This is a genomic window from Delftia tsuruhatensis NBRC 16741 (genome assembly GCF_001571325.1).
GTDB lineage: Bacteria > Pseudomonadota > Gammaproteobacteria > Burkholderiales > Burkholderiaceae_C > Comamonas > Comamonas tsuruhatensis.
In genome coordinates this window covers 1-25942 of the sequence record NZ_BCTO01000051.1, presented here as the reverse complement: position 1 = coordinate 25942, position 25942 = coordinate 1, and the positions used below count along the sequence as shown (strand labels likewise).

The 25942-nt window shown below is 69.1% G+C and carries 21 protein-coding genes; 3 read left to right on the top strand and 18 right to left on the bottom strand.

The annotated features are described in order from the left end of the window. Nucleotides 1-108 precede the first annotated feature (108 nt). The 15 genes from DTS01S_RS23320 to DTS01S_RS23250 form a co-directional block, all read right to left on the bottom strand. A complete protein-coding gene (locus DTS01S_RS23320) occupies nucleotides 109-1275 on the bottom strand; it encodes a DUF4272 domain-containing protein (RefSeq protein WP_017405484.1) in 1167 nt (388 codons plus the stop codon). Between the two features lie 96 nt (nucleotides 1276-1371). Then, nucleotides 1372-2904: a sigma-54 interaction domain-containing protein gene (locus DTS01S_RS23315; protein WP_061289062.1), complete on the bottom strand. Its 1533-nt coding sequence runs from the start codon at nucleotides 2902-2904 to the stop codon at nucleotides 1372-1374. Between the two features lie 42 nt (nucleotides 2905-2946). Next, nucleotides 2947-3267, bottom strand: a complete 321-nt coding sequence (locus tag DTS01S_RS23310; RefSeq protein WP_016449629.1) for an ArsR/SmtB family transcription factor — start codon at nucleotides 3265-3267, stop codon at nucleotides 2947-2949. A gap of 140 nt (nucleotides 3268-3407) precedes the next feature. Next, the gene (locus DTS01S_RS23305; protein ID WP_017405486.1) at nucleotides 3408-5930 is read right to left on the bottom strand and encodes a TonB-dependent receptor; all 2523 of its coding nucleotides are present in this window, start codon (nucleotides 5928-5930) and stop codon (nucleotides 3408-3410) included. Nucleotides 5931-6016: 86 nt separating this feature from the next. Continuing rightward, complete coding sequence (locus DTS01S_RS23300) at nucleotides 6017-7057, bottom strand: siderophore ABC transporter substrate-binding protein (RefSeq protein WP_017405487.1); 1041 nt, start codon at nucleotides 7055-7057, stop codon at nucleotides 6017-6019. A 65-nt stretch (nucleotides 7058-7122) separates the two neighbouring features. Continuing rightward, nucleotides 7123-8085 carry an iron chelate uptake ABC transporter family permease subunit gene (locus tag DTS01S_RS23295; protein WP_017405488.1) on the bottom strand — a complete coding sequence of 321 codons (963 nt, stop codon included), beginning with the start codon at nucleotides 8083-8085 and terminating at the stop codon, nucleotides 7123-7125. After that, nucleotides 8085-9089: an ABC transporter permease gene (locus tag DTS01S_RS23290; RefSeq protein ID WP_016454035.1), complete on the bottom strand. Its 1005-nt coding sequence runs from the start codon at nucleotides 9087-9089 to the stop codon at nucleotides 8085-8087. Before DTS01S_RS23290 ends, DTS01S_RS23295 begins: the two co-directional genes overlap by 1 nt. After that, entirely contained in the window at nucleotides 9086-10891 is a 1806-nt protein-coding gene (locus DTS01S_RS23285) for an ABC transporter ATP-binding protein (protein ID WP_017405489.1), read from the bottom strand. Before DTS01S_RS23285 ends, DTS01S_RS23290 begins: the two co-directional genes overlap by 4 nt. Next, entirely contained in the window at nucleotides 10885-12699 is a 1815-nt protein-coding gene (locus tag DTS01S_RS23280; RefSeq protein WP_017405490.1) for an ABC transporter ATP-binding protein, read from the bottom strand. Before DTS01S_RS23280 ends, DTS01S_RS23285 begins: the two co-directional genes overlap by 7 nt. 162 nt (nucleotides 12700-12861) lie before the next feature. Further along, a complete protein-coding gene (locus DTS01S_RS23275) occupies nucleotides 12862-13944 on the bottom strand; it encodes a FecR domain-containing protein (protein ID WP_061289059.1) in 1083 nt (360 codons plus the stop codon). Nucleotides 13945-13953: 9 nt separating this feature from the next. Further along, complete coding sequence (locus DTS01S_RS23270; RefSeq protein ID WP_017405492.1) at nucleotides 13954-14472, bottom strand: sigma-70 family RNA polymerase sigma factor; 519 nt, start codon at nucleotides 14470-14472, stop codon at nucleotides 13954-13956. A gap of 103 nt (nucleotides 14473-14575) precedes the next feature. Continuing rightward, a complete protein-coding gene (locus tag DTS01S_RS23265) occupies nucleotides 14576-15880 on the bottom strand; it encodes an SGNH/GDSL hydrolase family protein (protein WP_017405493.1) in 1305 nt (434 codons plus the stop codon). 200 nt (nucleotides 15881-16080) lie between these two features. After that, a complete protein-coding gene (locus tag DTS01S_RS23260; protein WP_016449639.1) occupies nucleotides 16081-17595 on the bottom strand; it encodes a tripartite tricarboxylate transporter permease in 1515 nt (504 codons plus the stop codon). Then, nucleotides 17595-18164, bottom strand: a complete 570-nt coding sequence (locus tag DTS01S_RS23255; protein WP_016454030.1) for a tripartite tricarboxylate transporter TctB family protein — start codon at nucleotides 18162-18164, stop codon at nucleotides 17595-17597. The genes DTS01S_RS23260 and DTS01S_RS23255 overlap by 1 nt, the downstream gene beginning before the upstream one ends. A 216-nt stretch (nucleotides 18165-18380) precedes the next feature. Further along, on the bottom strand, nucleotides 18381-19340 hold the full coding sequence (locus tag DTS01S_RS23250; RefSeq protein ID WP_016449641.1) for a Bug family tripartite tricarboxylate transporter substrate binding protein: 960 nt from the start codon (nucleotides 19338-19340) through the stop codon (nucleotides 18381-18383). Nucleotides 19341-19440: 100 nt separating this feature from the next. Between DTS01S_RS23250 and DTS01S_RS23245 the strand changes: the two genes are divergently transcribed. Genes DTS01S_RS23245 through DTS01S_RS23235 form a run of 3 tightly spaced genes read left to right on the top strand, consistent with a single transcriptional unit; the run spans nucleotide 19441 to nucleotide 22130 of the window. After that, nucleotides 19441-20163: a response regulator transcription factor gene (locus tag DTS01S_RS23245; RefSeq protein ID WP_016449642.1), complete on the top strand. Its 723-nt coding sequence runs from the start codon at nucleotides 19441-19443 to the stop codon at nucleotides 20161-20163. Nucleotides 20164-20188: 25 nt separating this feature from the next. Continuing rightward, nucleotides 20189-21676: a sensor histidine kinase gene (locus tag DTS01S_RS23240; protein WP_016454029.1), complete on the top strand. Its 1488-nt coding sequence runs from the start codon at nucleotides 20189-20191 to the stop codon at nucleotides 21674-21676. Nucleotides 21677-21680: 4 nt separating this feature from the next. Continuing rightward, the gene (locus tag DTS01S_RS23235; RefSeq protein ID WP_016449644.1) at nucleotides 21681-22130 is read left to right on the top strand and encodes an RNA-binding S4 domain-containing protein; all 450 of its coding nucleotides are present in this window, start codon (nucleotides 21681-21683) and stop codon (nucleotides 22128-22130) included. Between the two features lie 100 nt (nucleotides 22131-22230). Here DTS01S_RS23235 and DTS01S_RS23230 read toward each other — a convergent pair whose 3' ends face one another. From DTS01S_RS23230 to DTS01S_RS23220, 3 genes are read right to left on the bottom strand one after another with little or no spacing between them, the layout of a single operon-like run. After that, complete coding sequence (locus DTS01S_RS23230) at nucleotides 22231-23604, bottom strand: uracil-xanthine permease family protein (RefSeq protein ID WP_026062410.1); 1374 nt, start codon at nucleotides 23602-23604, stop codon at nucleotides 22231-22233. A 47-nt stretch (nucleotides 23605-23651) separates the two neighbouring features. Beyond that, nucleotides 23652-25061, bottom strand: coding sequence for a guanine deaminase (gene guaD, locus DTS01S_RS23225; RefSeq protein ID WP_017405496.1), 1410 nt, complete (start codon nucleotides 25059-25061; stop codon nucleotides 23652-23654). A 19-nt stretch (nucleotides 25062-25080) separates the two neighbouring features. Further along, a complete protein-coding gene (locus DTS01S_RS23220) occupies nucleotides 25081-25824 on the bottom strand; it encodes a 16S rRNA pseudouridine(516) synthase (RefSeq protein ID WP_016449647.1) in 744 nt (247 codons plus the stop codon). Nucleotides 25825-25942: the final 118 nt, after the last annotated feature.

Sequence of the window (25942 nt, the reverse complement as noted above, 5' to 3'; positions counted from 1 at the left end):
CTCGGGCCTGCCTGCGCAGCCGGAATGTGGCTGGCGTGCATCACGCTGGAGCAGTTGGGCGCGGGTTGAGCTGTGGTCGCGGCAGCCAGGCGCCCTGCGCAGCACGCCTCAGGTGGGCGTGTCCACGTCATCCCAGTCATTGCCCTCGAAGCGCACCAGCCAGTTCAGGGCGTGGTGGCGCTCCATGAGCACGTCGGCGTTCAGCCCCACGGGCGCGGGCTGCTGCTGCACCTGGGCCTGGCGCACGATCCAGTGCAGGCGGTAGTGCTGGTCCAGGGCGTCGAGGATGTCGCTGTCGGGCCGCATGCGTGCGGCATGCAGGGCGCCTTGCAAGTCGCTGGCCTGCAGCAGGACGCGCGAGGTGAGCGGCACGTCGCAGATGGCATCGGGGAACGGCAGCGCATCGACCAGGCCCAGCGCCCATTCCAGCAAGTACGCGGCTTCGTAGCGCCAGCCGAACTTGGCGATGGCCTCTTCGGAGGGCTGGGCAGTGGCCATGAAGTCACGCTCGTTGGGGGTGAGCGCGGCCTGGGCGGCTGGCAGGCGCTGGAACAGCTCGTCGGGCGTGAGCGGTTCGCCACTGTTCATTGCTTCGTTCAGCGATTCGGCGCGCACGGCCACGGCCAGCAGGGCGAAGGCGCGTGCGGCGATCTCGTCGGGCGCGCGCATGCGCAGTTCGGGCTCGGAGATCAGCGGCGGCAGGCTGGCCGCTGGCATGAAGCCGCGCTGCGCCAGCGCCTGCTCGCTGCGCTGCTTGCGCTGCCAGGCCTGCTGCGGATAGGGCAGCGCGGCCTGTTCATCGGGCTCGGCGCCGTTGGCGGCCAGCAGGATGCGGCCCTGCGGGTCGCGGATGCTGCCGTCCGCCAGAAATGCGATGGCGTTGGCGCGCTGCGCCCAGCCGGCAAAGGCATCGAGCTGCTCCGGCGCAATGCCCAGGCTCAGGTGCTGCTGCACGCGCTGGATATGGCGCATGGCGTGGTAGCGGTTGCGCGTCATCTGCCCATCGCCGCGCCCCAGCACATAGCCGACAAAGCCGGAAAGATGCGGTGCCAGCTCGGGGTCCGACAGATCGCGGCGCCCGGCCAGCGTGTGCGGAAAGTCAAGCGCAGGAAGGTCCCAGACGGTGCAGTAGGCGTTGATGAGTACTTCGTCCTTTGCAGCATCCGCCTGGGGTTCCTGCTGCTGGCGCTGGTGTTGCTGGTGTTCCTGTGGGCGAGCGGGCTCGGGTGCAGGCTTGCTGAATGCGGTCTTGAGGCGGGTAAGGAGGTTTTTCATGTTCACGGACTGGGTTCCGGGATGGGCTGCGGGATGGGAAACAGCAGGAATCGCCCTGCCTCTTGGCCACGGTACGGCCTGCAGATGGCGGGTGACTCAGCCCCCCAGCTCCAGCACCGCCATGCGGTCATACAGCGTGGCCCGCGAGATGCCCAGCTGGCGCGCCGTGGCCAGCTTGTTGCCGCTGTTGGCGGCCAGGGTGGCGGTGATGGCCTTGCGTTCCAGCTCGGCCACCTGCTGGGCCAGGGGGCGCAGCAGGTCGGTGTCGGCCGGGCTGTTGTGGGCAGGGGACGGCGCGGGTGCAGTCTCGGGGCCCGGCGCGGGGGCGGCGGGTTCCACGCCTGATGAGCGCAGCACTTCGCGCAGTTGCTCTGCGTTGATGGCGGTGTCTTCGCTGCGCATGGCGGCCTGCTCCAGCACGTTGCGCAGTTCGCGGATGTTGCCGCGCCAGGTCTGGCCGGCCAGCAGGGCCAGGGCGTCGGGCAGCAGTTCGGGCGGGGGCATGTCGTTGCGCAGGGCCAGTTCTTCGGAGAGGACTTCGACCAAGGCCGGGATGTCGCGCCTGCGTTCGCGCAGCGGCGGCACGCGGATGGGCAGCACGTGCAGGCGGTAGAAGAGGTCTTCCCGGAAGCGGCCGTCGCGCACCATCTGCGGCAGGTCGCGCGAGGTGGCGGCGACCACGCGCACGTCAAAGCGCACGAGCTGGTTGGAGCCCAGCGGTTCGATCTCGCCTTCCTGCAGCGCGCGCAGCAGCTTGGCCTGCAGGTTCAGGGGCATGTCGCCGATTTCGTCGAGGAACAGCGTGCCGCCGTCGGCCAGCCTGAATTTGCCGTCGCGCGGCTTGCGGTCGGCGCCGGTGAAGGCGCCGGGGGTGACGCCGAAGAATTCGGCCTCCAGCAAGGCGTCCGGCACGGCGGCGATGTTGACGGTGACGAAGGGGCCGCCGCTGCGGGCCGATGCGGCGTGGATGGCATGGGCCAGCAGCTCCTTGCCGGTGCCGGTCTCGCCCAGCAGCAGCACGGGGCTGAGCGACTGGGCCGCGCGGCGCGCCTGGCGCTTGACCTCCACGGCCGCCGGGCTGCTGCCGACAAAGCTGGCAAAGCTGTACTTGGCGCGGCGCTCGCCCTGCACGGCCACGCGCAGGCTGCGGTTGCGCTGGGCGGCCAGCTCGCGCCGGGCCTCGTCCAGGTCGCGTTGCAGAACGGCGAACTTGCTGATCAGGGGCTGCAGCGTGGTCTCCGGCTGGTCGAACAGCACGATGCCGATGGCACCGATGACCGCGCCCGCATCGTCCTTGAGCGGGATGCGGCTGACCACGAAGGTGCCGGCACGGTTGGTGAGCAGGTCGATGAGCACGGGCTCGCCGGTTTCCAGCACGCGGCGCATGCGGGTGTTGGGGATGACGTCCTCGACCATGTGGCCCAGGAACTCATCCACCGAGGCCACGCCCAGGTCGGGCAGGAAGCGCTGGTAGCCCTCGTTGACCCAGACGATGCGCCCCGCCCTGTCGGCCAGGAACATGCCCTGGCTCATGGTGGAGAACAGCTGGAACATGGAGCGCGCTGCCAGCGCGAGGATGCCGTCGGCATCGAGCGGCAGGGGCTGGACCAGGGTGGGTGTGGGCGGCATGGATGGCATCCTAGCCGAGTCGCCCCTGCCAGGCTGCGGCACTCAGCCCTGCTCGATGGCGACCTGGGTGCAGATGGCGCAGCACATCTGCGCAGCCTGCTCGTTGGCGATGAAGTAGTAGATGCTGACGCCTTCGCGGCGCCGGCCCAGCACGCCGGCCTGGTACAGCGTGTTCAGGTGCTGGGACATGTTGGGCTGCGTGGTGGCGATGCTGGCGAGCAGCTCGGTCACGTTCTTCTCGCCATTGCACAACACGCTGATGATCTTCAGGCGCACGGGCGCCGCCATGGCACGGAACAACTCCGCAGCGCTCTCGAAAACGCTGTCGTCGCTCAGGTCCATGCTGTCATTGCGGCTGTCCATAGGCGTCTGTCATCCTGGTATACGGCGGGAGGGCAAGGGGGCTGGCATGCTTTGCCGCCCGACCGGGCTAGTTTATAGCCCGCAGGGCGGCAGCGCAGGCTCGGTGCGGCTTGATGGACGGCAAGCCGCCCTGTCATCGCTCAGAAATCAACCGTGGCCGACAGCATGAAGGTGCGCGGTGCGCCCAGCCCGAGGCTGGTCCACAGCGGCGTGGCCCAGTAGGCCTTGTTGGCCACGTTGGTGATGCTGCCGCGCAGCGTGAGCGGATGGCCGGCCGCCGTGGTCACGTAGCGCGCGCCGATGTCGAACACGGTGCGGCCCGGCACGGACAGCGAGTTGTCGGCATTGATGTACTGCCTGGACGCCGTGGTGGCGTTGGCCGTCAGCGTCAGGCCCTGCACGGCGGGCAGGTCCCACTCCACGCCCAGCTTGCCCTGCAGCCTGGGCACGCCCGCCGCCAGCTTGCCCTGGTTCACGCCGCCTGCCGTGCGGGTGAGCTTGGGCTGTACGTAGGCAATGCCGCCCATCAGGCGCACGCCCGTGGCCACGTTGCCGAAGAAGCCCCATTCCACGCCCCGGTTGCGCTGCTCGCCGCCGAAGGAGAAGACGTTGGAGACGGGATCGGTGTAGCCGTTGGGCCGCTGGATCTCATAGAGGCTGAAGGTGTGGGCGAAGTCGCCCAGGTCCAGCTTCAGGCCCAGCTCCTTTTGCCGGGACTTGTAGGGCGCGAACACTTCGCCCGCGTTGGCCGCCGTCATGGGTGCGGTGGCGCCCTGGCTCAGGCCTTCGATGTAGTTGGCGTAGACCGAGACACGCTCGCTGGCCTTCACCAGCAGCGCGGCGGCGGGCGTGGTGGCGCCTTCGTCATAGCGCGCGGTGCGCGCGCCCGTGGCCACGTTGAAGGTGTCGCTGAGCACCTGCTGGCGGCGCAAGCCCAGGGTGAGCTGCACGCGGTCCTGCGCGAAGGACAGGGTGTCGGCCACGCCGATGCTGGTCAGCCGCAGTTCGGTGCGCGAGATCGGGGGCGCGTTGAAGCTGGTGGCCGGGCCCCAGATGGGGTGGTAGATGTTGGTGATCCAGTCCTGGGCCAGCACGTTGCGGCGGCCGAACTGCTTGTCGGTATGCGTGTAGTAGGTGGCGTTGAGCGCCCACTGGTGGCCCACGCCGGCCGTGTTGAACTTGCCCTTGAGGCCGGCCTCGGCCGACTTCTTGTCCATCTCGAAGCCCAGGTCGGCCAGGTTGGTGCGGTAGTCGCCGGCCGTGTTGAAAACCTGGATCAGATAGGCGCCCGTGGAGCGGTACCGGGTCTTGCTGGTGCCCACGGCGGCATAGGCGGTGACGCGGTCGCCCAGGTCAAGCTCGCCGCGCACCATGGCGCCCTTGTCCTTGGTGTCGTAGAAGGCCCAGCTGGGGTTGAGCAGGGTGTCGGCCTTGGGCGGCCTGGGCACGGGCAGGCCTGCGGCCAGGTTGATGCCGCGGTTCAGGCCGTCGGTGCGGTCCTCGCTGCTGTACAGGTCGGCCGACAGGCGGGCACGATCGCCGCGCCAGTCCAGGCCCAGCGAGGCCAGCCGGGTCTCTTTTTCCTGGTGGTTCACGGCGCCGTCGCCGTCACGCAGCACGCCGTTGAAGCGGATGCCGAACTGCTTGCGCTCGCCGAACCGCCGGCCCAGGTCGATGTGGGCGCCCAGCTGCGCATCCGACATGAAGGAGGTGGTCAGCCGCGCCAGCGGCTCGTCGCCCGCGCGCTTGGGCACGAGGTTGACCGTGCCGCCCACCGAGCCACCGGGCGGCATGCCGTTGAGCAGGGCCGAGGGGCCCTTGAGCACGTCCACGCGCTCGAACATTTCTGGCGATGCGCGGTAGAACGGCGCCACGCCGAACAGCCCGCCAAACGTGACATCGCCGATGCTGGAGCTGAAGCCGCGAATGGAGTAGTTCTCGCTGATGATGCCGGTCATGCCAGTGCTGAACACGGTAGGGTCGGCGGCCGAGATCACGTCGGTGATGTCGCGGGCCTGGCGGTCGGCGATGAATTTCTCGGTGTAGCTGATGGTGTTGAAGGGCGTCTCCATGAAGTCCTTGTCGCCCAGCAGGCCCATGCGGCCGCCTGTGGAGACCTGGCCGCCGGCATAGGCTTCCGGCGCCTGCTGAGCCTGTGCGCGCACGGTGACGGCAGGCATGAGCACGCCGCCGTCCACGGGCGCTGCCGCGTTGCGGTCGCGGCCCAGGGTATAGCTGCCGTTGGCTTCGCGCAGGGCGCGCAGACCCTGGCCGCGCAGCAGCTCGGCAAAGCCTTCGGCCACGCTGTAGCTGCCCGACAGGCCTGCGCTGCTGCGGCCTTGCAGCAGGCTGGAATCCACCGTCAGCTCCACGCCGGCCGATGCGGCAAAGGCGTTGAGCGCCTGGCCCAGCGGGCCGGCCGGGATGCTGAAGGCGCGGCGGGCCTCGCCGGGTGCCTCGCCGGAGGCGGCTCCAGATGCGGCCCCCTGGGCAGCCGCCTGCGCCAGCGCGGACGGCATGGCCACGGCCAGGCCCCCCAGTGCCAGGCCCGCCATGCAGAGCATGTGCACGGCGATGGCCGTGTGCCTGCAGGCAAAGGCCGGGTGCGGCAGGGCGCGCGATGCGCCGTTGTGCGCGGGACGGGATGGATGGCGTAGTGCCATGCGGGACTCCTTTCGATTCGGGTAGGCGTTGGGTGTTTCACCTTGTCTTCCGAACGAAAACGACAAACCCTCAATCGAGAATGCGATCAATTTGCAACCGCAGCGGCCACCGGGCCCGCGCCCGCTGCCGGCACATCGCCGTAGCCCTTGAGCACGTCATCGACCATGAGCTTCACCGAGGTCACGCTGGCCGCCGTGACGTACCAGGCCTCGGAATCGACGAAGACCACGCGGTTGTTCTTCCAGGCGCTGGTCTGGCGCAGCAGCGGGTTGTCCATGCCGGCAGCATCCATGCCCGGGCGGCGCTGCATGATGGCCGTGCGGTCGATCACGTAGAGGATGTCCGGGTTGGCCTGCTGGATGAATTCGCTGGAGATGGGCTGGCCGTGCAGGTCAGCCTCGGCCGCCGTGCTGGCGGGCCTGACGCCCAGCGCGTTGAAGACAAAGCCGTAGCGCGACTGCGGCCCGAACGAGGTGAAGGCGCCGTTGTTGTGCATGACGATGAGGGCCGTCTCCTTGCGCCCTTCGGTGGCGCGCCGGGCCTGGGCCACCTTGTCGTCCATCTCGGCGGCCTTGGCGCGCGCCAGGTCCTGCTTGCCGAAGATGCGGCCCAGGGTCAGCAGATGATCGCGCACGGTGTCCAGGTGCCGGGTGCCGCTGTTCCTGAAGTCCACGTCGAAATGCACGGTGGGCGCAAAGCCCGAAAGCTCCTGGTAGGCGCTGGCCTGGATGGGCGAGATCAGCACCAGGTCGGGCTTGAGCGCATGCACGCGCTCCAGGTTGGGCTGGACGATGGAGCCCAGATCCTGCACGTTGGCATCGTCCTTGTACCGGGCCAGGAAGTGGGGCACGAAGTCCTTGGGCATGCCGGCAATGGGCACGCCGAGCTGGTCGAGGAAGTCGGCCTCGTTCATGTCCAGCGCGGCCACGCGCTGCGGCGGGCGCTCCACCACCGTCGTGCCCAGCTGGTGCTGCACAGTGACGGGCTTGAACTCGCCGGCGCCCGCCGCCTGCGGCGCTGCAGCCTGGGTCGTGGGTGTGGCGGGCCGGTCGCAGGCCGACAGGCAAAGCGCTGCCGCCAGCGCAAGCATGGGCGCGCGGTGGGGAATGCGGAAAAGATGGGTCATGGGCTTTCTCTCCTGAAAAATGGCATGCATTGCTTGACTGTTTTTTGGTGGCGCCGGTGCTCGGCTCAGGCCCGGCCGCGCCCGCGCACCATGAGTGCAAGGAAGTAGCTGCCGCATACCAGGTTGACGAGGATGCCCACCGAGGTGCGGTAGTTGAAGACATGCTCCACCGCCAGTTGCGCCGCGATGAAGATGGACACGGCCACGGCACAGCCCAGCGGCAGCGTGACCCGGTGGCGCGCCGTGCCCGCCAGCGCATAGCTGATGTGGGCCACGAAGATGCCCATGAAGGCCGTGGGCCCCAGCAGGCTGGTGGACACCGCCACCAGCGCGGCAATCAGCGCCAGCTGCAGGCGCAGCTGGCGCTGGTAGTGCACGCCCAGCGAGATGGCCTGCTCGCGCCCCAGGGCCAGCACGTCCAGCACGGGCAGGCTGCGCCGCACGATCACGCAGGCCACGGCCACGATCAGCGCCGACCACAGCAGCTGCGCGGGCCGGGCGCGGTTGAACGAGGTGTAGCTGTAGCCCTGCAGCACAGAGAACTCTCCGGGGCTGATGCGCAGCTGCACGAACTGCGTGAAGGTGCCTATCACCATGCCCAGCACCAGGCCCAGCAGCAGCAGGAAGTACACGTTGTCGCGCCCCCCGCCCAGCAGCCAGCGGTGCAGGGCCCAGGAGTAGCCCAGCATGCAGGCCACCGACAGCCAGAAGTTGCCGCTGGGGCCCAGCACCACCAGGCTTTGCACGCCCATGGCCAGCACCAGCAGCGCCTGCAGCAGCAGGTAGACCGCCTCATAACCCATGATGGCGGGGGTGAGGATGCGGTTGCCCGCAAGCGTCTGGAAGACGATGGACGACAGCGCAATGCAGATGCCGCCGATGACGATGGCCGACAGCCGCGTCAGCCGCCGTGCAATGACGTAGCCGAAGTCCAGCCCCGAGCCCAGCAGCACGAAGCAGGCCGCCAGCGCGGCCACCACCAAGGCAGCCGCAATCCACGCGGTGGTGTGAGGCAAGGCCTTGCGCATCACGGCCTTCTGCGCAGGATGAGCACGAGGAACAGCACGCCGCCCACGCTACCCGCCGTCAGGCCGATCGGCACCTCGAAGGGGTGCATGATCAGCCGGCCCACGATGTCGCAGGCCAGCAGCAGCGAGGCGCCGCTGAGCGCGACGATGGGCAGGGTGCGGCCCAGGTTCTCGCCGCATCGCATGGCCACCAGGTTGGGAATGACCAGGCCCACGAAGGGAATGGCGCCCACGGTGATGACCGTGGCCGAGACGGTGACCGCCACCAGCACCAGACCCAGCGTGGCCAGCGCCGGATAGCTCAGCCCCAGGCTGGTGGCCATGCCCTCGCCCATGCCCAGCACGGTGAAGCGGTGCGCAAACGCATAGGTCAGCACCACGATGGGCACGATGAGGTAGATGATCTCGTAGTGGCCCTGCACAATGCGCGAGAAGTCGCCCAGCAGCCAGCCCTGCATGCTTTGCAGCAGGTTGTGGCGAAAGGCATGGAACTCGGCAATGGCGCTGAGCACGCTGCCGTACATCAGGCCCACCACGGGCACCAGCACCAGGTTGCGCAGGCGCATGCGGCGGATGATGGCCACGTACAGCAGGCTGGCGCCCAGGCAGAACACCAGCGCGAACACCATGCGCCAGGCCACGCCCCACGCGCCCGAGGTGAAGGCCGAGGCGGGCGCCACCGTCAGCGACACCAGAATGCCCAGCTTGGCCGCATCCAGCCCCCCACAGGTCGCAGGCTCCACAAATCGGTTCTGCACGATCTGCTGCAGCACGACGCCGCACACCGACAGCCCCACCCCCGTGAGCACCAGCGCTGCCAGGCGCGGCAGGCGGCTGGCCGTGAGGGTGAGCCAGGCATCGCCCGACAGCGACAGCAGCTGCCCCCATTCCACCTGCCGCGCGCCGGTGAGCACGGAGGCGCAGCACAGCGCGGCAAACGGCAGCAGCCACGGCGCCAGGCGCGGGACCTGCGTCCCTGTCGTTGGCTTCGCAGGCTCGCTCAACGGAGGTCCTCGCCCATGCCTGTGGCCGTTCCCGTGCGCGTTCCCGCAATGCGCCAGCCCTTGGCGGCGCGCCGCCGCGCCAGAAAGCGCGCATACAGGCCTTGCGCCTGTGCCAGCTGCTGCTGCGTGCCCTGCTCGCTGACGCGGCCCTGGTCCAGCACGATGATCTGGTCGGCCATGGCCACGGTGGACAGCTGGTGGGCAATCACGATCAGCGTGCGCCGGCCGCGCAGCCGCGCCAGCGCCTGGGCGATGGCGGCCTGGTTTTCGGCATCCAGCGCGGCCGTGGCCTCGTCGATCAGCAAAATGGGCGCATCCTTGATGAGCGCACGCGCGATGGCGATGCGCTGGCGCTCGCCGCCCGACAGGCGCGCCCCGCCCTCGCCCACCGGCGTGTCCAGGCCCTGCGGCAGGCGCTCGATGATTTCGGCCACGCCGGCCTGGCGGGCGGCTTCCATCACCTCGGCATCGCTGGCCTGCGGGCGGCCCATGCGGATGTTGTCGGCAATGGAGCCCTGGAAAAGGTAGCTGTCCTGGAAGATCTGGCTGATCTGCCCGGCCAGCCGCTCGCCCGCGATCTGGCGCACGTCGATGCCGCCCACCAGAACGCTGCCCTGCTGCACATCGAAAAAGCGTGCGACCAGCCGCAGCACGGACGATTTGCCAGAGCCCGAGGCGCCCACCAGCGCCGTCATCGAGCCCGGCTCCACGCGCAGGCTCAGGCCGCGCAGCACCTCGGGCTGGCCCGGCGCGTAGCGGAACACCACATCGCGCAGCTCCACCGAGGCATCGCGCGGCGCCTGGGGCACGGCAGGCTCGGGCAGCGGCTGGACCGCGAGGATGTCGCGCACGGCATCGAGCTGCACGCGCGCGGCGCGCAGCGAGTCGGCGTAGCCGGCCACCTCCAGCAGCGGATCGACATGGCGGCAGGCCAGCAGCAGGGCCACGATCACGGGGATGGCGGCTTCCATTCCCATGCCCATGCCCTGTGCTGCAACGCCGCCCAGGCGCTCGTCCAGCCACAGCGCGCCGGCCACCAGCAGGGCCGCAAACACGGCCTGCACGGCCCAGCCATTGAGCACGCCCGACAGCGCCGCCAAGCGGATGGATTGCGCGCCAGATGCGCGCTGCCGGCCCAGGGCCTGCTCCAGCCAGCGCGTGCCGCCGCCTTCGCCATTGAAGGCGCGCAGCACGGACTGCGCCTGCGCAAATTCCACCATGCGCTGGCTGGTGCCGGCCATGCTGCGCTGCAGGCGTTCGTCGGCACGGCGGCCCAGGTGCGCGGTGACCAGCAGCACGCCGGCCAGCAGCGGCAGCGCCAGCAGTGCAATCAGGCCCATGCGCCAGTCCATGGCACACAGCGCGGCCACCACGGCAACGGGCGCCACGGCGCCGCTGAACACGGGCGTGAACACATGGGCCGGCAGCTGGGCCACCTCCATCATTCCCTGCGAAACGACGTGGTTGAGCCGGGCCGTGTTCTCGGGGGTGAACCATCCCACGGGCAGGCGGGCCACATGGTCGCCCAGCCGGTGGCGCGCCACGCGCAGAACGGCGGCGCCCAGGCCCAGGCCGGCCTTTTCCACCTGGCGCTGCCAGGCCCAGCACAGCACCACGCCCGCCAGCAGCACGGCCAGCCAGGCTGCGGCGCCGCGCGTATCGCCTGCCAGCAGGCGCGACGCCACGGGCGCCAGGGCCGTGACGACCAGCCCGCTGAGCAGGCCATGCAGCACGGCCATGCAGGCATAGCGGCGGAAAAGCCGGGCGTCGTCGCCCAGCAGTTGCATCAGGGTCTTCAGCATGGGGGCAGCTCCGGGGCCAGGGCGGGGGTGGAAGGCAGGGATTGGGAGGGCTGTGATTCGTACCCGCCCAGCGCCCACAGCCGTGCGTAGCGTCCGCCCAGCGCCAGCAGCTCGGCATGGCGGCCGCGCTCGCGGATGGCTCCGCCTTCCACCACCAGGATCTGGTCCGCATGCATGACGGTGTCCAGCCGGTGGGCAATGACCAGCAGGGTGCGTCCGGCGGCCAGGCGCGACAGGGCTTCCTGGATGGCGGCCTCGCTCTCGGCATCGGCAGCGGCCGTGGGCTCGTCCAGCACCAGCACGGGCGCATCCAGCAGCACGGCGCGCGCAATGCTCACGCGCTGCTGCTCGCCGCCGGACAACTGGGCGTCTTCGCCGATCACCGAGTCATAGCCGCGCGGCAGCGCCAGGATGCGTTCATGGATGTGGGCGGCGCGCGCCGCTTCTTCCACCTCCTGCGCGCTGGCCGAGGGCCGGCCCAGGGCGATGTTCTCGCGCACGCTGGCGTGCACCAGGCGCACGTCCTGCAGCACAAAGGCCAGGTGGCGGTAGAGCTGTGCGGTCTCGATCTGCCGCAGGTCCACCCCGCCCAGCGTGATGCGCCCTTCGTTCGGGTCGAAGAAGCGCAGCAGCAGCCGGGCGAGCGTGGACTTGCCCGCGCCCGAGGCACCGACCAAGGCGGTCACCGTGCCGGGCCTGAGCGTGAAATCCATGCCCTTGAGCACGTCATGCCCCGCCTCGTAGGCATGGCCCACGCCTTCGAAGCGGACTTCGCAGCCTTGGGGCAGCCTGCATTGATGGGCGGCCGGTTGCTCCAGCACGGGCGTGCGCAGCAGCGCCTGCACGCGCTGGGCGGCGCCCGTGGCGTGGTTGAGCGCATGCAGGTTGAAGCTGAGCAGCTGCAGCGGCGCGCTGATGCCCGGCGCCACCAGGGCAAAGGGCAGCACGTCCACGGGCGCCATCCAGCCCAGGGCCGTGAACAGCGTGCCAAAGGCCAGCACCACCCCCAGCACGGCCACGGGCGCGATCAGCGCATTGGCATTGGCGCGCGCCGACACCAGCGGACGCGCAAAGCCGAGGAAGGCATCGGTAAAGCCATCGACGGCCTCGCGGTAGCTGCCATGGGCTCGGCCGCTGGCGCCAAAGGCCTTGACCACGGGAATGCCGTGCACGAACTCCACCACCGCGTTGTTGATGCGCGCCAGTCCCGCGCCAAAGGCCGGCATGTGGGCACTGCTGGCCTGCATGGCGTGGCGCATCACCAAAAAGAAGATGCCGAACGGCAGGGCCGAGACCAGGGCCATGCGCCAGTCCATGGCCACCAGGTAGACCGCAGAAGCGGCCACCGTGCCCGCGCCGCGCCCCACGGTGGTGTAGAAGTGCGCGGTCAGCTCGTGCAGGGTGGCCACGTCGTCCTGCATGGCCTGCTTGACCTGGCCCGAGGCCCGCTCGGTGAACCAGCCCAGCGGCACACGCGCCAGCCGCTGCATGGCCGACAGGCGCAGCCCGTGGGTGAGGCGGTTGTCGGCCAGATGGGCAACCAGCTCGCCCGCCGACACCAGGGCCATGCCCGCGAACAGGCAGACAAGGCACAGCGCGATGACGCGCCAGGCATCTGCCGCCACCATGCCGCCATCGGCCAGCGCCAGCCGCGCGATATGGGCGATGCCGGCCAGCGGCGCCAGCGCCAGCACGGCGCCCGCAAACGACAGCAGCGCGGCAAGAACAAGCTGCGCGCGGATGGGCTGCAGCGTCTGCGCAATGGGGCCGGGGCCGGCCTGGGCGTCATCGGCCTCGGGTGAGTGCATGGGTTCTCCTGGAAGGCATGGCGGATCAGAAAAGAACAGAAAACAAGGGCTCTTGCCTGTCTTCCGAACGAGAACGCCAAACCCTCAATCCCAGGGGCAGAAAGTTGAATCAGCCGGTAACGGGTTCCGAGAAACGGGGAAGGCGCCGCGATGAAAAAAGCCTCAGCCCGCCGCCTGCACCGTGACCCAGTAGCGCGTGCGCGAGACCACCTGCACGGGCAGGCCCAGGGCCAGGTTGTGCAGGGCGCGGTCGGTGTCGCGCAACGAGAACACGCCCGTGACGCGCAGGCCGGCCACCTGCGGGTCGCAGCGCAGCAGGCCCGTGCGGTAGCGCGCCAGTTCGGCCACCAGCTCGCCCAGCGGCATGTTGTCGGCCACCAGCACGCCGCGCGCCCAGGCGGCGGCACTTTCCTGCGCAGGCACCGGAGCCCGGGCCTGCTCGCCAGTGAAGACGGCGCCCTGCCCCGCATCCACGCGCACCACCTGGCCCGGCGCCCTGGCAGGACGCACCTCCACCGCGCCCTCGAACACGGCCACGCGGGACTGCTCATCTTCCTGGCGCAGCGTGAAGCGCGTGCCCAGGGCCTGCACCGTGCCGTGGCGCGAGCGCACGCGCAGCGGGCGCGGTATGCTTTGCGGATCGGGCGCGGTGGTGACGAGGATTTCGCCGGCGCGCAGCAGGATCAGGCGCTCGGCCTCGTCAAAGCGCAGGTCGATGGCCGAGGCCGAGGCCAGCACCACCTGCGTGCCATCCGGCAGCGTGATCTCTCGGACTTCACCACGCGCCGTGCCATGGCTGGCGGCGGCGACCTGCCATGCATCGGTGCCGCGCACCACATGGGCAATGCCTCCGGCCGTGGCCATGAGGCCCAGCAACTGCATGGCACGGCGGCGGCCCCGGGGCGCCGGCGACGCAGCGGAGGTGTCCGCCAGCGTATGCCGTGCAATGCCGCCGGGCACGCTGCGCAGCTTGTCGTCAAAGGCCTGCAGCCGGCTCCAGGCCAGCTCGTGCCGCGGATGCTCGGCACGCCAGCGGGCGCAGGCGGCGCGGTCTTCGTCGTTGGCGTCGTCAGCCCACAGGCGTGCCATCCATTCGGCGGCGCGCTGGACGATGGCCGGCTCCAGCGGCTCCAGCGGCTCCAGCGGCTCCAGCGGCTCCAGCGGCTCCAGCGGCTCGCTGGCGGACGCAGTTGCGCAGGCGTCAGTGGATGCGGCTGACGCGGCCGATGCCGGAGATGAAGACATGCCGGCCACTCAGCACACGGCGCCGTGCAGCGCCTGGTAGCAGGCCAGCAGGCCAGCAGCGATGTATTTCTCCACCGAGGACACGGACACGCCCAGCTCGGCCGCGATATCTCGGTAGGCCATGCCGTCGAGCTTGCACAGCAGCAGGGCCTTGCGCGCCTTGGGCGGCAGGCCGTTCAGTGCGGCATCGATCTCCACCAGCGCCTCCAGCGCCAGGGCACGTGTTTCTTCGGAGGGCGCCATCTGCTCGGGCAGCAGGGCCAGGGCTTCAAGGTAGGCCGCCTCCACGCGGCGGCGCCGGTACAGGTCGATCACCAGGCCGTTGGCGATCTGGGTGAGATGGCGGCGGCGCTCATCGGCCGGCGGAACACGGCCGGTGCGCAGCAGTTGCAGGTAGACGTCGTGCGCCAGATCGGCCGCATCAAAGGCATTGCCCAGCTTGCGGCGCAGCAGGCCGCGCAACCAGCCGTGGTGATCGGTGTAGAGAATTTCGACTTGTTGCTGAAGCGCAAACTCGGCGGCGGCCACAGTACCCCTCCCTGTGCCCCAGGGCGCAGGCACGCCGGGGACGCATGACAAATGAGAACCATTTGCATTTTATATGGAAGCCAGCCCCCGCCGCCGCGACGCACTAGCGCTGCGGCAGGCCGGGCAGTATGGCGTTCAGGTCTACCGCGTTGGCCATGGCACGGTTGCCTTCGTCGCCAGGATGCAGGTGGTCGCCCGAGTCGAAGCGCGCCGCCATGCGGGAGGGATGGGCGCCATCGCGCAGCACGGCGTCGAAGTCGATGACGGCATCGAAGGCGCCGCCCAACCGTATCCATGCATTCACCTGCCGCCGCAGGTCGTCCTTGCCGTCCTGGTAGTAGTCGTCCAGCGGCGTGCCTGGCAAGGCGCCCTCGAAAGGCGGCAAGGTGGCGCCGATCACGCGCAGGCCGTGGCTGCGCGCCCTGGCAACCAGCTGGCGATAGCCCTCTGCCATGTCCTGCAGCGTGGGGCGCTGCGCCCGCGGCGCAAAGGCCGTGCCGGGCCAGGAAATATCGTTGATGCCCAGCAGCACGATGAGGCTGCGCACACCGGGCTGGGCCAGCACATCACGCTCCAGCCGCGCCAGGGCATGCTCGCCCATGCCATCGGACAGCAGGCGCGCCCCCGAGATGCCGGCATTGACCACCGCCGCGCCGTGCGGCGCAAGGCGCGCGGCCAGGAAATCCGGCCAACGGCTGTCCCTGTCCAGGCTGGCCGTGGCACCGTCGGTGATGGAGTCGCCCATCACCGCTACCACGGGCGCCGCAGCTTCTGCCTCGACCTCTATGCCCGCCAACAGCGGGCGGGCCGTGCTGCTGATTGCGCCAGGGTCCGAAGTCCGCAGCGCCGCAGCAGCGGACTGATCGCCCGCCACGATCCAGCCGGTCTGACGCCCATCCCAGTGAAAACTCTGCACAGGCGTGGCACCGGGCAGGTACAGGCTCACGGCCACCTGCGACAGCGAGGCCAGCGGCAAGGCCACAGGGTCGCTGACCAGGGATACGCCTGCGGCAATGGTGGCTTGCGCGCTGCCGCCAAAGGTCACGGCCTGCAGGCTGCCGGACTCGACGGCGCCTGCCGGCAACGGCTTTGCCACGGTCGCCCTGCCCACGGTCACAGGCTGGCCGCCGTAGGCGTTGGACAGCACGATGCGCAGGCGCGGCCCGCCCAGGCTGATGCGTGCCACCTGGCGCACGGTCTGGTCCTGCAGCACAGCGGGCAGATTGGTGGGAAAGAGGAAATCCGCCCCCCAGACCGGCTGCGGGCTGGCCTGCCACGTGGCAGCCCAGTGGGAGGCTTCAGCCGAACCCGCCGGCGCCGTTGAATCCGCCATGGCTGGCGTGGAAATCACAAGCGCCAGAAGGGCCGCGCCCGAGGCCTTGGAAAGCGATGGAAAGGGTTGCCGCATGCAAGGAATCCGATGTCTGTCGATGGCTGGATCATGGATTCAAGGGCTGCGCGGGACTAGACGGTCTGCTGGAACACCATCTGTGAATGGAAGGCATCAACCAGCTGACGAAAAAAGCCCCTGCCTCGAAAGGCAGGGGCTGTCAGGGGCCCGTGGACGCCATGCGTAGCATCGACGGGCCGGCTAGCAACGGGTTGGCGTCAGCCGGCAGTGGCCTGCGGCGAGGGCTTGGGCTGCAGGCGCTTGAGCACGCGCGGCACGATGAGCACGCAGGCCACGATGATGATCAGCGTCAGCGACATGGGGCGCTGCAGGAAGATCCACCAGCTGCCTTCGCCGATGGACACGGCGTTGCGCATCTGCGCCTCGGCCAGGGGGCCCAGGATCATGCCCACCACCACGGGCGCGGTGGGGAAGTCGAAGCGGCGCATGATCACGCCCAGTACGCCGATGCCGTACAGCAGGAACAGGTCGAACGCGCTCTGGCGCATGCCGTAGGCACCCACGGTGGCGAAGATCAGGATGCCGGCGTACAGCTGGGGACGCGGGATCTTGAGCAGCTTGACCCACAGGCCCACCATGGGCAGGTTGAGCACCAGCAGCATCAGGTTGCCGATGTACAGCGAGGCGATCAGCGCCCAGACCAGGGCCGCGGACGAGCTGAACAGCTGCGGGCCGGGGTTGATGCCGTAGTTCTGGAAGGCGCCCAGCAGCACGGCCGTGGTGTTGCTGGTGGGAATGCCCAGGGTCAGCAGCGGGATCAGCGCGGCGGTCACGGTGGCGTTGTTGGCGGCCTCTGGGCCGGCCACGCCTTCGATGGCGCCCTTGGTGCCGAACTCCGCACGGTCCTCGCCCTTGGCCAGTTTCTTCTCGGTGGCATAGCTCAGGAAGGTCGGAATCTCGGTGCCGCCGGCGGGAATGCAGCCGAAGGGCGTGCCGATGACGGTGCCGCGCAGCCACGCGGGCCACGAACGCTTCCAGTCACGGCCGGTCATGTGCACGCGGCCCATCTTGTTTTGCGTATCGACGACCTTGCCTTCGTACATGGCGGCGTACAGCACTTCGGCCACGGCGAACAGGCCCACGGCCACGAGCACGATGTCCACGCCGTCCAGCAGTTCCATCTTGCCCATGGTGTAGCGCGCAGCGCCCGAGATCTGGTCCATGCCGATGCAGCCCAGCGCCAGCCCCAGGAACAGGGCCGTCATGCCGCGCAGCGCGCTCTGGCCCAGCACGGCGCTCACGGTGGTGAAGGCCAGCACCATCAGCATGAAGTACTCGGGCGGGCCCAGCTTGACGGCGAAGTCGGCCACCGAAGGCGCGAACAGCGTGACGACCACGGTGGCCACGGTGCCGGCCACGAAGGAGCCGATGGCGGAGGTGGCCAGCGCGGCGCCCGCGCGGCCGCTCTTGGCCATCTTGTTGCCCTCCATGGCCGTGACCATGCTCGCGGTCTCCCCGGGCGTGTTCAGCAGGATGGAGGTGGTGGAGCCGCCGTACATGGCGCCGTAGTAGATGCCCGCGAAGAAGATCATCGAGGCGGTGACATCGACCTTGGCGGTGATGGGCAGCAGCATGGCCACGGCCACGGCCGGTCCGATGCCGGGCAGCACGCCCACGGCCGTGCCCAGGGCGCAGCCGACCAGGGCCCACAGCAGGTTGGCCGGTGTGATGGCGGTGGCAAAGCCCGCCAGCAGTGCGTCAAAGATTTCCATTACAGCCACCCCGTCTCAGTCAGGCCCGGCAGGTTGATCGCCAGGAATTGCGTGAAGGCCCAGAACACAGGCGCCGAGATCAGCAGTCCGGTGACCACGTCCTTGGCCCAGGTGATGGGCTTGCCCGCCTGGGCCTGGCCGCCGGCACGGCGCAGGCCCTGCACGGCCAGCACGTAGCAGACGGTGCAGCTGACGATGAAGCCCACGGTGCCGATCAGCACGGCATTGACCAGCAGGCCCGTCGACACCCAGACGAAGGCGCCGATGTCGGCTCGTGGGTGGCCGCCCCCGCAAGAGGCTTCGCGAAAGCCGCCCGTGCGTGCCTCCCAGACCAGCCAGGCGCCGCAGACTGCGAGCACCAAGGCACACAGCCAGGGCAGGAAATTGGGGCCGACGCCGCCGTAGCCGGCATCGCCAGGGATTTGCAGCGCGCCGAAGGCCAGGCCTGCGGCGACAAGCAGCACGCCGGAGCCGACGATGGTCTGCGCGCGTACCGAGGGAAAGCCGCTGGGCTCATCGGCCTGGGCGGCATCCGTGGCAAGTGGATTGGGTTGTGAGGACTCGGACATGGTCAGTTCCTGGCCGCAGCGGGACCAGCGACCGGGCCGGCCACCGCTGCAGACGTGGGGAAAAAATTAAGCCGCCGGGGCCTGCGAGCCGCTGGCGCGGCGCGCGGGCATCTTCCGCTTCTTGAAGCAGGCGCTGCGACTGGCGCCTGCCGTGGCCCGCAGGAGTGCGGGCCTGTTGCTGCACCGGCCCCGCAAGAGGCCGGTGCAGCAGCTCGATCACACCATGCCGGACTTGACCATGGTGGCGCGCAGGCTCGCGAACTCCTGGTCCACGAACTCGCCGAAGGCATCGCCGGCCAGCCATGCAGGCGTCCAGTCGTTCTTCTGCAGCGCCTCGGCCCAGGCCTTGCTCTTGGTGGCCTTCTCGATCATGGCGACCAGCGCATCGCGCTGTGCCTTGGTGATGCCGGGCGCGCCGTACACGCCGCGCCAGTTGCCGATCTCCACGTTGATGCCCTGCTCCTTGAGCGTGGGCACGTCCACGCCCTTCAGGCGCTGGCCCGAGGTCACGCCGATGGGCTTCATCTTGCCGGTGCCGATGTACTCGGCGAACTCGCTGTAGCCGCTGCCGCCCACGGTGACGTTGCCGCCCAGGATGGCGGAGATGGCCTCGCCGCCTCCACGGAATGCCACGTAGTTGATCTTGGAGGGATCGACGCCGACTTCACGCGCAATCATGGCCGCCGCGATGTGCTCGGTAGAGCCGCGCGAGCCGCCGCCCCACTTGACGGAGCCCGGGTCCTTCTTGAGCTGGGCGATCACCTCGGCCATGTTCTTGAAGGGCGAGTTGGCGGGCAGCACGAAGACGTTGTACTCGCTGGTCAGGCGGGCCAGCGGCGTGGCCTGCGTGAGGTTCACGGGCGGCTTGCCCGTGATGATGCCGCCCAGCATGACGGCGCCCATGACCATCATGGCGTTGGGATCGCCCTTGCTGCCGTTGACGAACTGCGCAAGGCCGATGGCGCCGGCGGCGCCGCCCTTGTTGTCATAGGTGACGGAAGCAGCCTGACCAGCGTCCTGCAAAGCCTTGCCCAGGGCACGGCCCGTGGTGTCCCAGCCGCCGCCGGGGTTGGCCGGCAGCATCATCTTGACGGCTGCCGCAGCCTGCGCAGACAGCGGCAGGCTGCCTGCGGCGGCCAGTGCGGCCAGCGACTTCAGAAAAGTATCACGACGCATGGTTTGACTCCTTGTGTTGTAAGGCTGTCGATGATCGGTTCGCTACCTGTCAAATGGCTGTCCAAACCCCTAGGGGAATCCCTAGATCGCTCTCGCCACGATGGCCTGCATCGCGCCCGGTGCTAACGTCCGGCCCATGCAATTGCTGCTCGTAGAAGATGACAACGCCATGCGCACCACGCTGCAGCGCACGCTGATCCGGCGCGGCATCCAGGTGGAGACGGCGGCCGACGGCCCGTCGGCCCTGGCGCAGTGGCTGGTGCGCGAGCCCGACGCCGTGGTGCTGGATTTGAGCCTGCCCGGCCTGGACGGCCTGCAGGTGCTGGAGCGTGCGCGCGGCCAGGGCCTGCGCACGCCCGTGCTCATCCTGACCGCGCGCGGCACCGTGGGCGACCGCGTGCTGGGCCTGAACGCCGGTGCCGACGACTACCTGGCCAAGCCCTTCGACCTCGACGAGCTGGAGGCCCGGCTGCGCGCCCTGCTGCGCCGCAGCAGCGACAGCTTCACGCCCAAGCCGCCGCCCGAGACCATCGCCATGGGTGCGCTGCGCTACGACAAGGCCAGCGGCGCCATCCACCGCGATGGCGAGATCATGGAGCTGACGCCGCGCGAGCTGGCCCTGATGCACGCCCTGCTGGCACGCCCCGGCCATGCCGTGGCCAAGGAGCGCCTGTTCGCGCTGGTGTTTCCCGGCGAGTCGGACGTGCAGTACGAAGCCGTGGAAGTCGTCGCCTACCGGTTGCGCAAGAAGCTGTCGGGCACAGGCGTGCAGCTGGTCACGCTGCGCGGCCTGGGCTATCTGCTCAAGGCCGAGTCGGCCTGAGGCACTCCACCACTCACCGCAGCCCATGCGCGACCCCGGTCTTCCCCTTCCTGCCCCCGCGCGCACGCGCCAGCCCTGGTCGCTGCGCCGCCAGCTGCTGACGGGCATTCTCGTGCCCGTCATTCTGTTCATTGGCTTCAATACCTGGAGCCTGTACCACCAGACGCTGGCTGCGCTGAACACCGCCTATGACCGCACGCTGCTGGCCTCGGCCAAGAGCATCAGCGAGCAGCTGGATGTGACGGGCTATGACGAGTCCGCCCAGCTGCATGCCATCGTTCCCTACTCGGCGCTGGAGATCTTCGAGGCCGACAACCAGAGCCGCATGTTCTACCGCGTCTCCACGCTGGAGGGGGAAATGGTGTCGGGCTTTGGCGAGCTGCCCATGTGGCATGGCGTCATTCCCCAGCGCCCGCCCTACGCGGCCCTGGTCGACTTCTACGACGCACAGTTCCGGGGCCGGCCCGTGCGCATGGCCGTGCTGCTGCAGCCCGTGGCCAGCGCCAAGGGGCGCGGCATGGCCGTGATCCAGGTGGCCGAGACGCTGGAGCTGCGTGAAGCGCTGGCCCTGCAGATCCTGCGCACCACGCTGGCGCGGCAGGCCCTGCTGGTGGCCGCCGTGGCGCTGATCGTGATCTTCGTCGTCCAGCGCGCCACACAGCCCGTGCGCCGGCTCAGCAGCGACCTGCGATCGCGCCCGCGCGGCGACCTGAGCCCGCTGTCGGCACCCTCAGCACCGCGCGAGTTGCAGCCGCTGCTGGAGGCCATCAACCAGCTCATGCTGCGGCTTCGCCAGCTGCTGTCGGACCAAAAGCGCTTTGTGCGCGACGCGTCGCACCAGCTGCGCACGCCGCTGGCCGTGCTCAAGGCACAGCTGCAGTCGGCCCAGCGCGGCGATGTGCCGGCCGAGCAGGCCTTTGAGGAAATCGGCGCCACCGTGGACCGCGCCACGCGCCTGGCCAACCAGATGCTGGCGCTGGCCAAGGTCGAGCAGCTGCGCCAGGAAGACAGCGCCGAGCCCGCATCGCCCGCGCCCAGCCTGCTGGACGAAGTGGTGCGCGACGTGGCCATCGAACTGTCGCCGCTGATTGCGGAGCAGGACATCGACTTTTCCATAGACACGGAGCCCTGCCCCGTTCCTGCCCACGAATGGATGCTGCGCGAGCTCACGCGCAACCTGCTGCACAACGCCATACGCCACATGCCTGCGGCCGGCAGCCTGCACATCAGCGTGCACCAGGCCGGCAGCCAGGCCGTGCTCAGCCTGCGCGACAGCGGGCCGGGCATAGACAGCGAGCTGGCGCAGAGGCTGTTCCAGCCATTTTCGGCCGGCAATGCGCGCAGCGGCTCGGGCCTGGGGCTGGCCATCTGCCACGAGATCGTGCAGACGCTGGGCGGCGCCATCGAGCTGCGCAACATCTACCGGCAAGGCCTGGTCTGCGGATTGCATGCGCACGTGGCGATTCCGCTGCAGCCGGCCACTGGCAAGCACCCCGCGCCGCGCGCACAATAACGCCATGACCGATATCGAATCCATGCGTCTGGACAAATGGCTGTGGTGCGCGCGCTTCTACAAGACGCGCAGCCTGGCGACGGAGGAAATCGGCAAGGGCCGCGTCACCGTCAACGGAGCCCTGGTCAAGCCCGCGCGCGAGGTGCGCTGCGGCGACACCGTGGCCCTGCGCCAGGGCCAGGTCCCGCGCACCGTGGTCATCCGCGGCCTCTCAGGCATGCGGGGCCCCGCCCCCGTGGCCCAGGCCCTGTACGAGGAAACCGCCGAAAGCCTGGCCGAGCGCGAACGGCTGGCAGAGCAGCGCCGGCTGGCTCCGGAGCCCGCCAGCAGCATCGCCAGCCAGCACGAAGGCCGCCCCACCAAGCGCGACCGCCGCCAGATCGACCAGGTGCGCGAGCGCGGCAGCTGGGACAGCCGCTGGAGCGCCTCCATCGACGATCTGGACCGGCGCTGAATCGCACGGCCCTGCCCGCCTCTTCCCGCAAAAAAGGCCATGCGCAACAACTGCGCATGGCCTTTTTGCATGGATTTGCGGGAAGCAGGCCCTGCGGCGTTCAGACCACCTGGTCCCTGGCCGGGGCGTCGTCATCCTGCGCGCGCGGCAGGATGAGGTTCATCACCATGGCGGCCATGGCGCCCACGGTCACGGCCGAGCCCAGCAGGTACTGCAGCATGTCCGGCAGGGTCTGCACCCAGTCCTTGGGGGCCAGGGTGGCAAAGAAGGAGCAGATGATGGGCACGCCCACCACCAGCATGGCACGCTCGTCCAGGCGCACATGGCGCAGGATGCGGATGCCCGCCATGGCAATGGTCACGCAGACCACGGCGAACATGCCGCCGATCACGGGCGAGGGAATGGCCGCGATCAGTGCGGAGAACTTGCCCAGGAAGCCCAGGCAGGCCAGCACCAGGCCGGCTGCAATGAAAACCATGCGGCTGGCCACACCGGTGATGGAGATCACGCCGGCGTTGGTGGAGTAGCCGGTGACCGGCGTGGCACCTATCAGGGCGGCCACGCTGCAGCTCAGGCCTTCGCCCACGGCGCCACGGTCCAGCTGGCGGCTGGTGATGGGCTGGTTGATCACGGCCGAGACCGCGAACCACGTGCCCGTGGTTTCCGCCATGACCACGAGGTAGATCACGACGAAGGTGAGCACGGCGGGCAGCGAGAACTGCAGCGGATAGTCGATGCCCGCCAGCTTGGGCAGCGTGAGCCAGGGCGCATCGGCAATGGGCTGCCAGGCAAACAGCCCCATGCCCCAGGCGACGGCCGTGCCGCCAGCCAGCGCGATGATCACCGACGACAGGCGCATCCAGCGGCCCAGCCGGTTGTCGAAGCGCAGGCCCAGCATCATGGCCGCAATCAGCAGCGCCGCCGATACCGATGCCAGCGCGATGGACTGGTTGACCGTCATGCCGCCGTGGACCGCGAACACGTTGGCGCTCAGCGCAATCGGCAGCAGCGACAGCCCCACCACGAGGATGATGGTGCCGCCGACGATGGGAGGCACCAGCCAGCGGATCACGCGGTGAAACCAGCCCAGCGCACCCAGCGCGATGACGATGAGCGCGCCCGGAATCAGCGCGCCATAGACCGCTCCCATGCCGCCGAAGCCGCCGCCCGCGCCAAAGGCCACGGCCAGGATGGCACCCAGGGGAATGTAGGAAGGCCCTTGTGCCACGGGCATGCGCATGCACCAGGCGGTCTGGATCAGCGTGCCCACGCCTGCGGCAAGAAAGGTGGACTGGATCATGGACGCCGCGTCGGCCTGCGACAGCGCCAGGGCCGAGGCAATGATGAAGGGCACGACATACACGTCCATGGCCATCACATGCTGCAGGCCCAGCAACAGGGCCTGGGAGAGCGTGACGCGGTCGTCAGGGCGGGCGATCAGGCGCCCTTCGTAGGAGGAGGTCGGTTCGGTCATGGAGCGGAAAACGCGGGAAACAGCCAGTGCGCAAACGCAGCCGGTCTTCAGGCGGGGCTGGCCGCCTGGCGCCGGTGCACGCACGCGCCCTGCACCCAGGTGCAGGCCACATTGGCACGCGTGGCATGGTGGATGATCTTCTGCAGGATGTCGGCCGGGCCGTCCTGCTCGGGCCAGATCTGCACATTGGAGTCCGGCGCCAGGCAGTCGACGGCCAGGGCATCCATGGCATGGCCGGGCTCGATGCGGCCAATGGGAAGGTCCAGCGCATCGCCACCCGCCGCCGTGGCCAGCCACAGTGCAAAGACGTGGTCGATGCGGGCCTGCACGCCCTGCCCCGCCCTGCCCCGCCGGGCGGCCGTCTGCGCCGGATCCACGCCTTCGTGCAAGGCCAGCGAGGCTGTCATGGCATGGCGGCAGGCGTCGAACATGCTGGGGCTGTAGCCCCCCGAAATGTCCGTGGCCAGTCCCATGCCCAGGCCCTGCTCGCGGCCGCTGCGCGCGGGGAAAACGCTGTTGGCGAAATAGAAGTTGGATAGCGGGCAATGCGCCACCGAGGCGCCCGTGCGCGCCATCAGCGCCACGTCATCGGCCGTGAGGAAGTTGGCATGGGCCACGACCGTGCGGCGCGTGAGCAGGCCGAAATCATGCAGCGCATGCGCATCGGTGCGGCCCTGGCGTTCCAGCACATGGGCGTGGGCCCAGTCGCTCTCGGAGCAATGGGTTTGCACATGGGCGCCGGTGCGTCCAGCCAGGTCGCCCAGGCCGCGCAGCAGCTCGTCGGTGCACGAAGGAATGAAGCGCGGCGTGATCGCCGGCAGCACGCGCTGCTGCGCGTTGTCCGGATGCTGGCGCAGCCAGTCGATGAAGCGCGCCGTCTCGGCAATGCCTTCGGCGGCGCTGTCGTCCTTGTAGTACGGGGGGCATTGCGACGGCTCGTCCATGGCCACCTTGCCGACCAGGGCGCGCTGGCCCAGGGCCAGGCAGCGTTCGGCCAGCACCTGGTTGCCCACGGCGTGGATGGTGCCGAAGTACATGGCCGTCGTCGTGCCATTGGCCAGCAGCGTACGCACCACGCTGTCGTAGACCGATGTGGCAAAGCCGGCATCGCCGTAGCGCGCTTCCAGGGGAAAGGTGTACTCCTGCAGCCAGGTTTCCAGCGGCACATCCAGGGCCTTGCCGCTTTGCGGCCATTGCGGGGCATGCACATGCAGGTCCACCATGCCGGGCAAAAGGTACTGGCCCTCGGGCAGGCGCTGCAGCGTGCCTGCGGCCGCATGCGCGGCCTCCAGAGCGGCGCGGCGGGGATCACCGCGCTCCAGCACGGCATCGATCATGCCGCGGCCATCCACGACGATCAGCACGTCCTGCCGGATGCGCAGCGCGTGCGGCGTGGGGGCATCGAAGGCCGTGCACAGCAGGGCCCAGCCTGGGCGCGGCTCAGAGGAATTCATCATGGGAAACGACAAGAGAGCTTCACTTGGCCTTGAGCTTGGCCAGGTCCTCGGCCGACAGCCAGCGCCACTGGCCCGGCTGCAGGTCCTCGGTGAGCTCCAGCTCGCCAATCTTCCAGCGGTGCAGGCCTTCGACGCGGTTGCCAACGGCGGCGATCATGCGCTTGACCTGGTGGTACTTGCCCTCGGTCAGCGTGAGGTCCAGCACATGCTCGCTCACCTGCTCACAGGCAGCCGCCTTGACGGGCTTGGGGTCGTCATCAAGCACCACGCCCTCCAGCAGGCGCTGCACCTGCCGCGCATCCACGGCATGCTTGGTGGTCACACGGTAGACCTTGGGCACATGCTTCTTGGGCGAACTCATGCGGTGGATGAACTGGCCGTCATCGCTGAGCAGCAGCAGGCCCGTCGTGTCCTGGTCCAGCCGGCCCACGGCCTGCACGCCCTGCACGGCACCCTTGTTCGGGCGCTGGCGCAGCGGCATGGGCAAAAGCGAGTAAATGCTCGGATAGGTTGAAGGCTTTTGCGAGCACTCCGTGCCCGCCGGCTTGTGCAGCAGCACATAGCCCAGCGCGTGATAGGCCCACTCCACGCCCTGTACGCGATAGCGCAGGCCTTCAGGATCGATGTCCTGCGTGGAATCGAGGCAACGCACCCAGTCGTTGGCCTCGGTGTCCCACAGTTCCACCCAGCCCTGCTGGACCAGGCCCGAGCACACGCGGCGGATACCGAAGCCTTGGGAATACAGAATGTCTTGCAGTTGCATGTTGGTCTTTCAAGCCGGCGCACCCACCATGGCGCACGCAAATCGCGCAGGGCCGGAACAGGTATTCTGCGCAAACAAGCAAAAAACCCCGTAGCTTTAGGCTACGGGGTTTCTTGGG

Coding starts and splice junctions, on each gene's coding strand:
- DTS01S_RS23320 (WP_017405484.1), bottom strand. CDS start 1,275: ATGAAAAACCTCCTTACCCGCCTCAAGACCGCATTCAGCAAGCCTGCA.
- DTS01S_RS23315 (WP_061289062.1), bottom strand. CDS start 2,904: ATGCCGCCCACACCCACCCTGGTCCAGCCCCTGCCGCTCGATGCCGAC.
- DTS01S_RS23310 (WP_016449629.1), bottom strand. CDS start 3,267: ATGGACAGCCGCAATGACAGCATGGACCTGAGCGACGACAGCGTTTTC.
- DTS01S_RS23305 (WP_017405486.1), bottom strand. CDS start 5,930: ATGGCACTACGCCATCCATCCCGTCCCGCGCACAACGGCGCATCGCGC.
- DTS01S_RS23300 (WP_017405487.1), bottom strand. CDS start 7,057: ATGACCCATCTTTTCCGCATTCCCCACCGCGCGCCCATGCTTGCGCTG.
- DTS01S_RS23295 (WP_017405488.1), bottom strand. CDS start 8,085: ATGCGCAAGGCCTTGCCTCACACCACCGCGTGGATTGCGGCTGCCTTG.
- DTS01S_RS23285 (WP_017405489.1), bottom strand. CDS start 10,891: ATGCTGAAGACCCTGATGCAACTGCTGGGCGACGACGCCCGGCTTTTC.
- DTS01S_RS23280 (WP_017405490.1), bottom strand. CDS start 12,699: ATGCACTCACCCGAGGCCGATGACGCCCAGGCCGGCCCCGGCCCCATT.
- DTS01S_RS23275 (WP_061289059.1), bottom strand. CDS start 13,944: ATGTCTTCATCTCCGGCATCGGCCGCGTCAGCCGCATCCACTGACGCC.
- DTS01S_RS23265 (WP_017405493.1), bottom strand. CDS start 15,880: ATGCGGCAACCCTTTCCATCGCTTTCCAAGGCCTCGGGCGCGGCCCTT.
- DTS01S_RS23260 (WP_016449639.1), bottom strand. CDS start 17,595: ATGGAAATCTTTGACGCACTGCTGGCGGGCTTTGCCACCGCCATCACA.
- DTS01S_RS23255 (WP_016454030.1), bottom strand. CDS start 18,164: ATGTCCGAGTCCTCACAACCCAATCCACTTGCCACGGATGCCGCCCAG.
- DTS01S_RS23250 (WP_016449641.1), bottom strand. CDS start 19,340: ATGCGTCGTGATACTTTTCTGAAGTCGCTGGCCGCACTGGCCGCCGCA.
- DTS01S_RS23245 (WP_016449642.1), top strand. CDS start 19,441: ATGGCCTGCATCGCGCCCGGTGCTAACGTCCGGCCCATGCAATTGCTG.
- DTS01S_RS23240 (WP_016454029.1), top strand. CDS start 20,189: ATGCGCGACCCCGGTCTTCCCCTTCCTGCCCCCGCGCGCACGCGCCAG.
- DTS01S_RS23235 (WP_016449644.1), top strand. CDS start 21,681: ATGACCGATATCGAATCCATGCGTCTGGACAAATGGCTGTGGTGCGCG.
- DTS01S_RS23230 (WP_026062410.1), bottom strand. CDS start 23,604: ATGACCGAACCGACCTCCTCCTACGAAGGGCGCCTGATCGCCCGCCCT.
- guaD (WP_017405496.1), bottom strand. CDS start 25,061: ATGATGAATTCCTCTGAGCCGCGCCCAGGCTGGGCCCTGCTGTGCACG.
- DTS01S_RS23220 (WP_016449647.1), bottom strand. CDS start 25,824: ATGCAACTGCAAGACATTCTGTATTCCCAAGGCTTCGGTATCCGCCGC.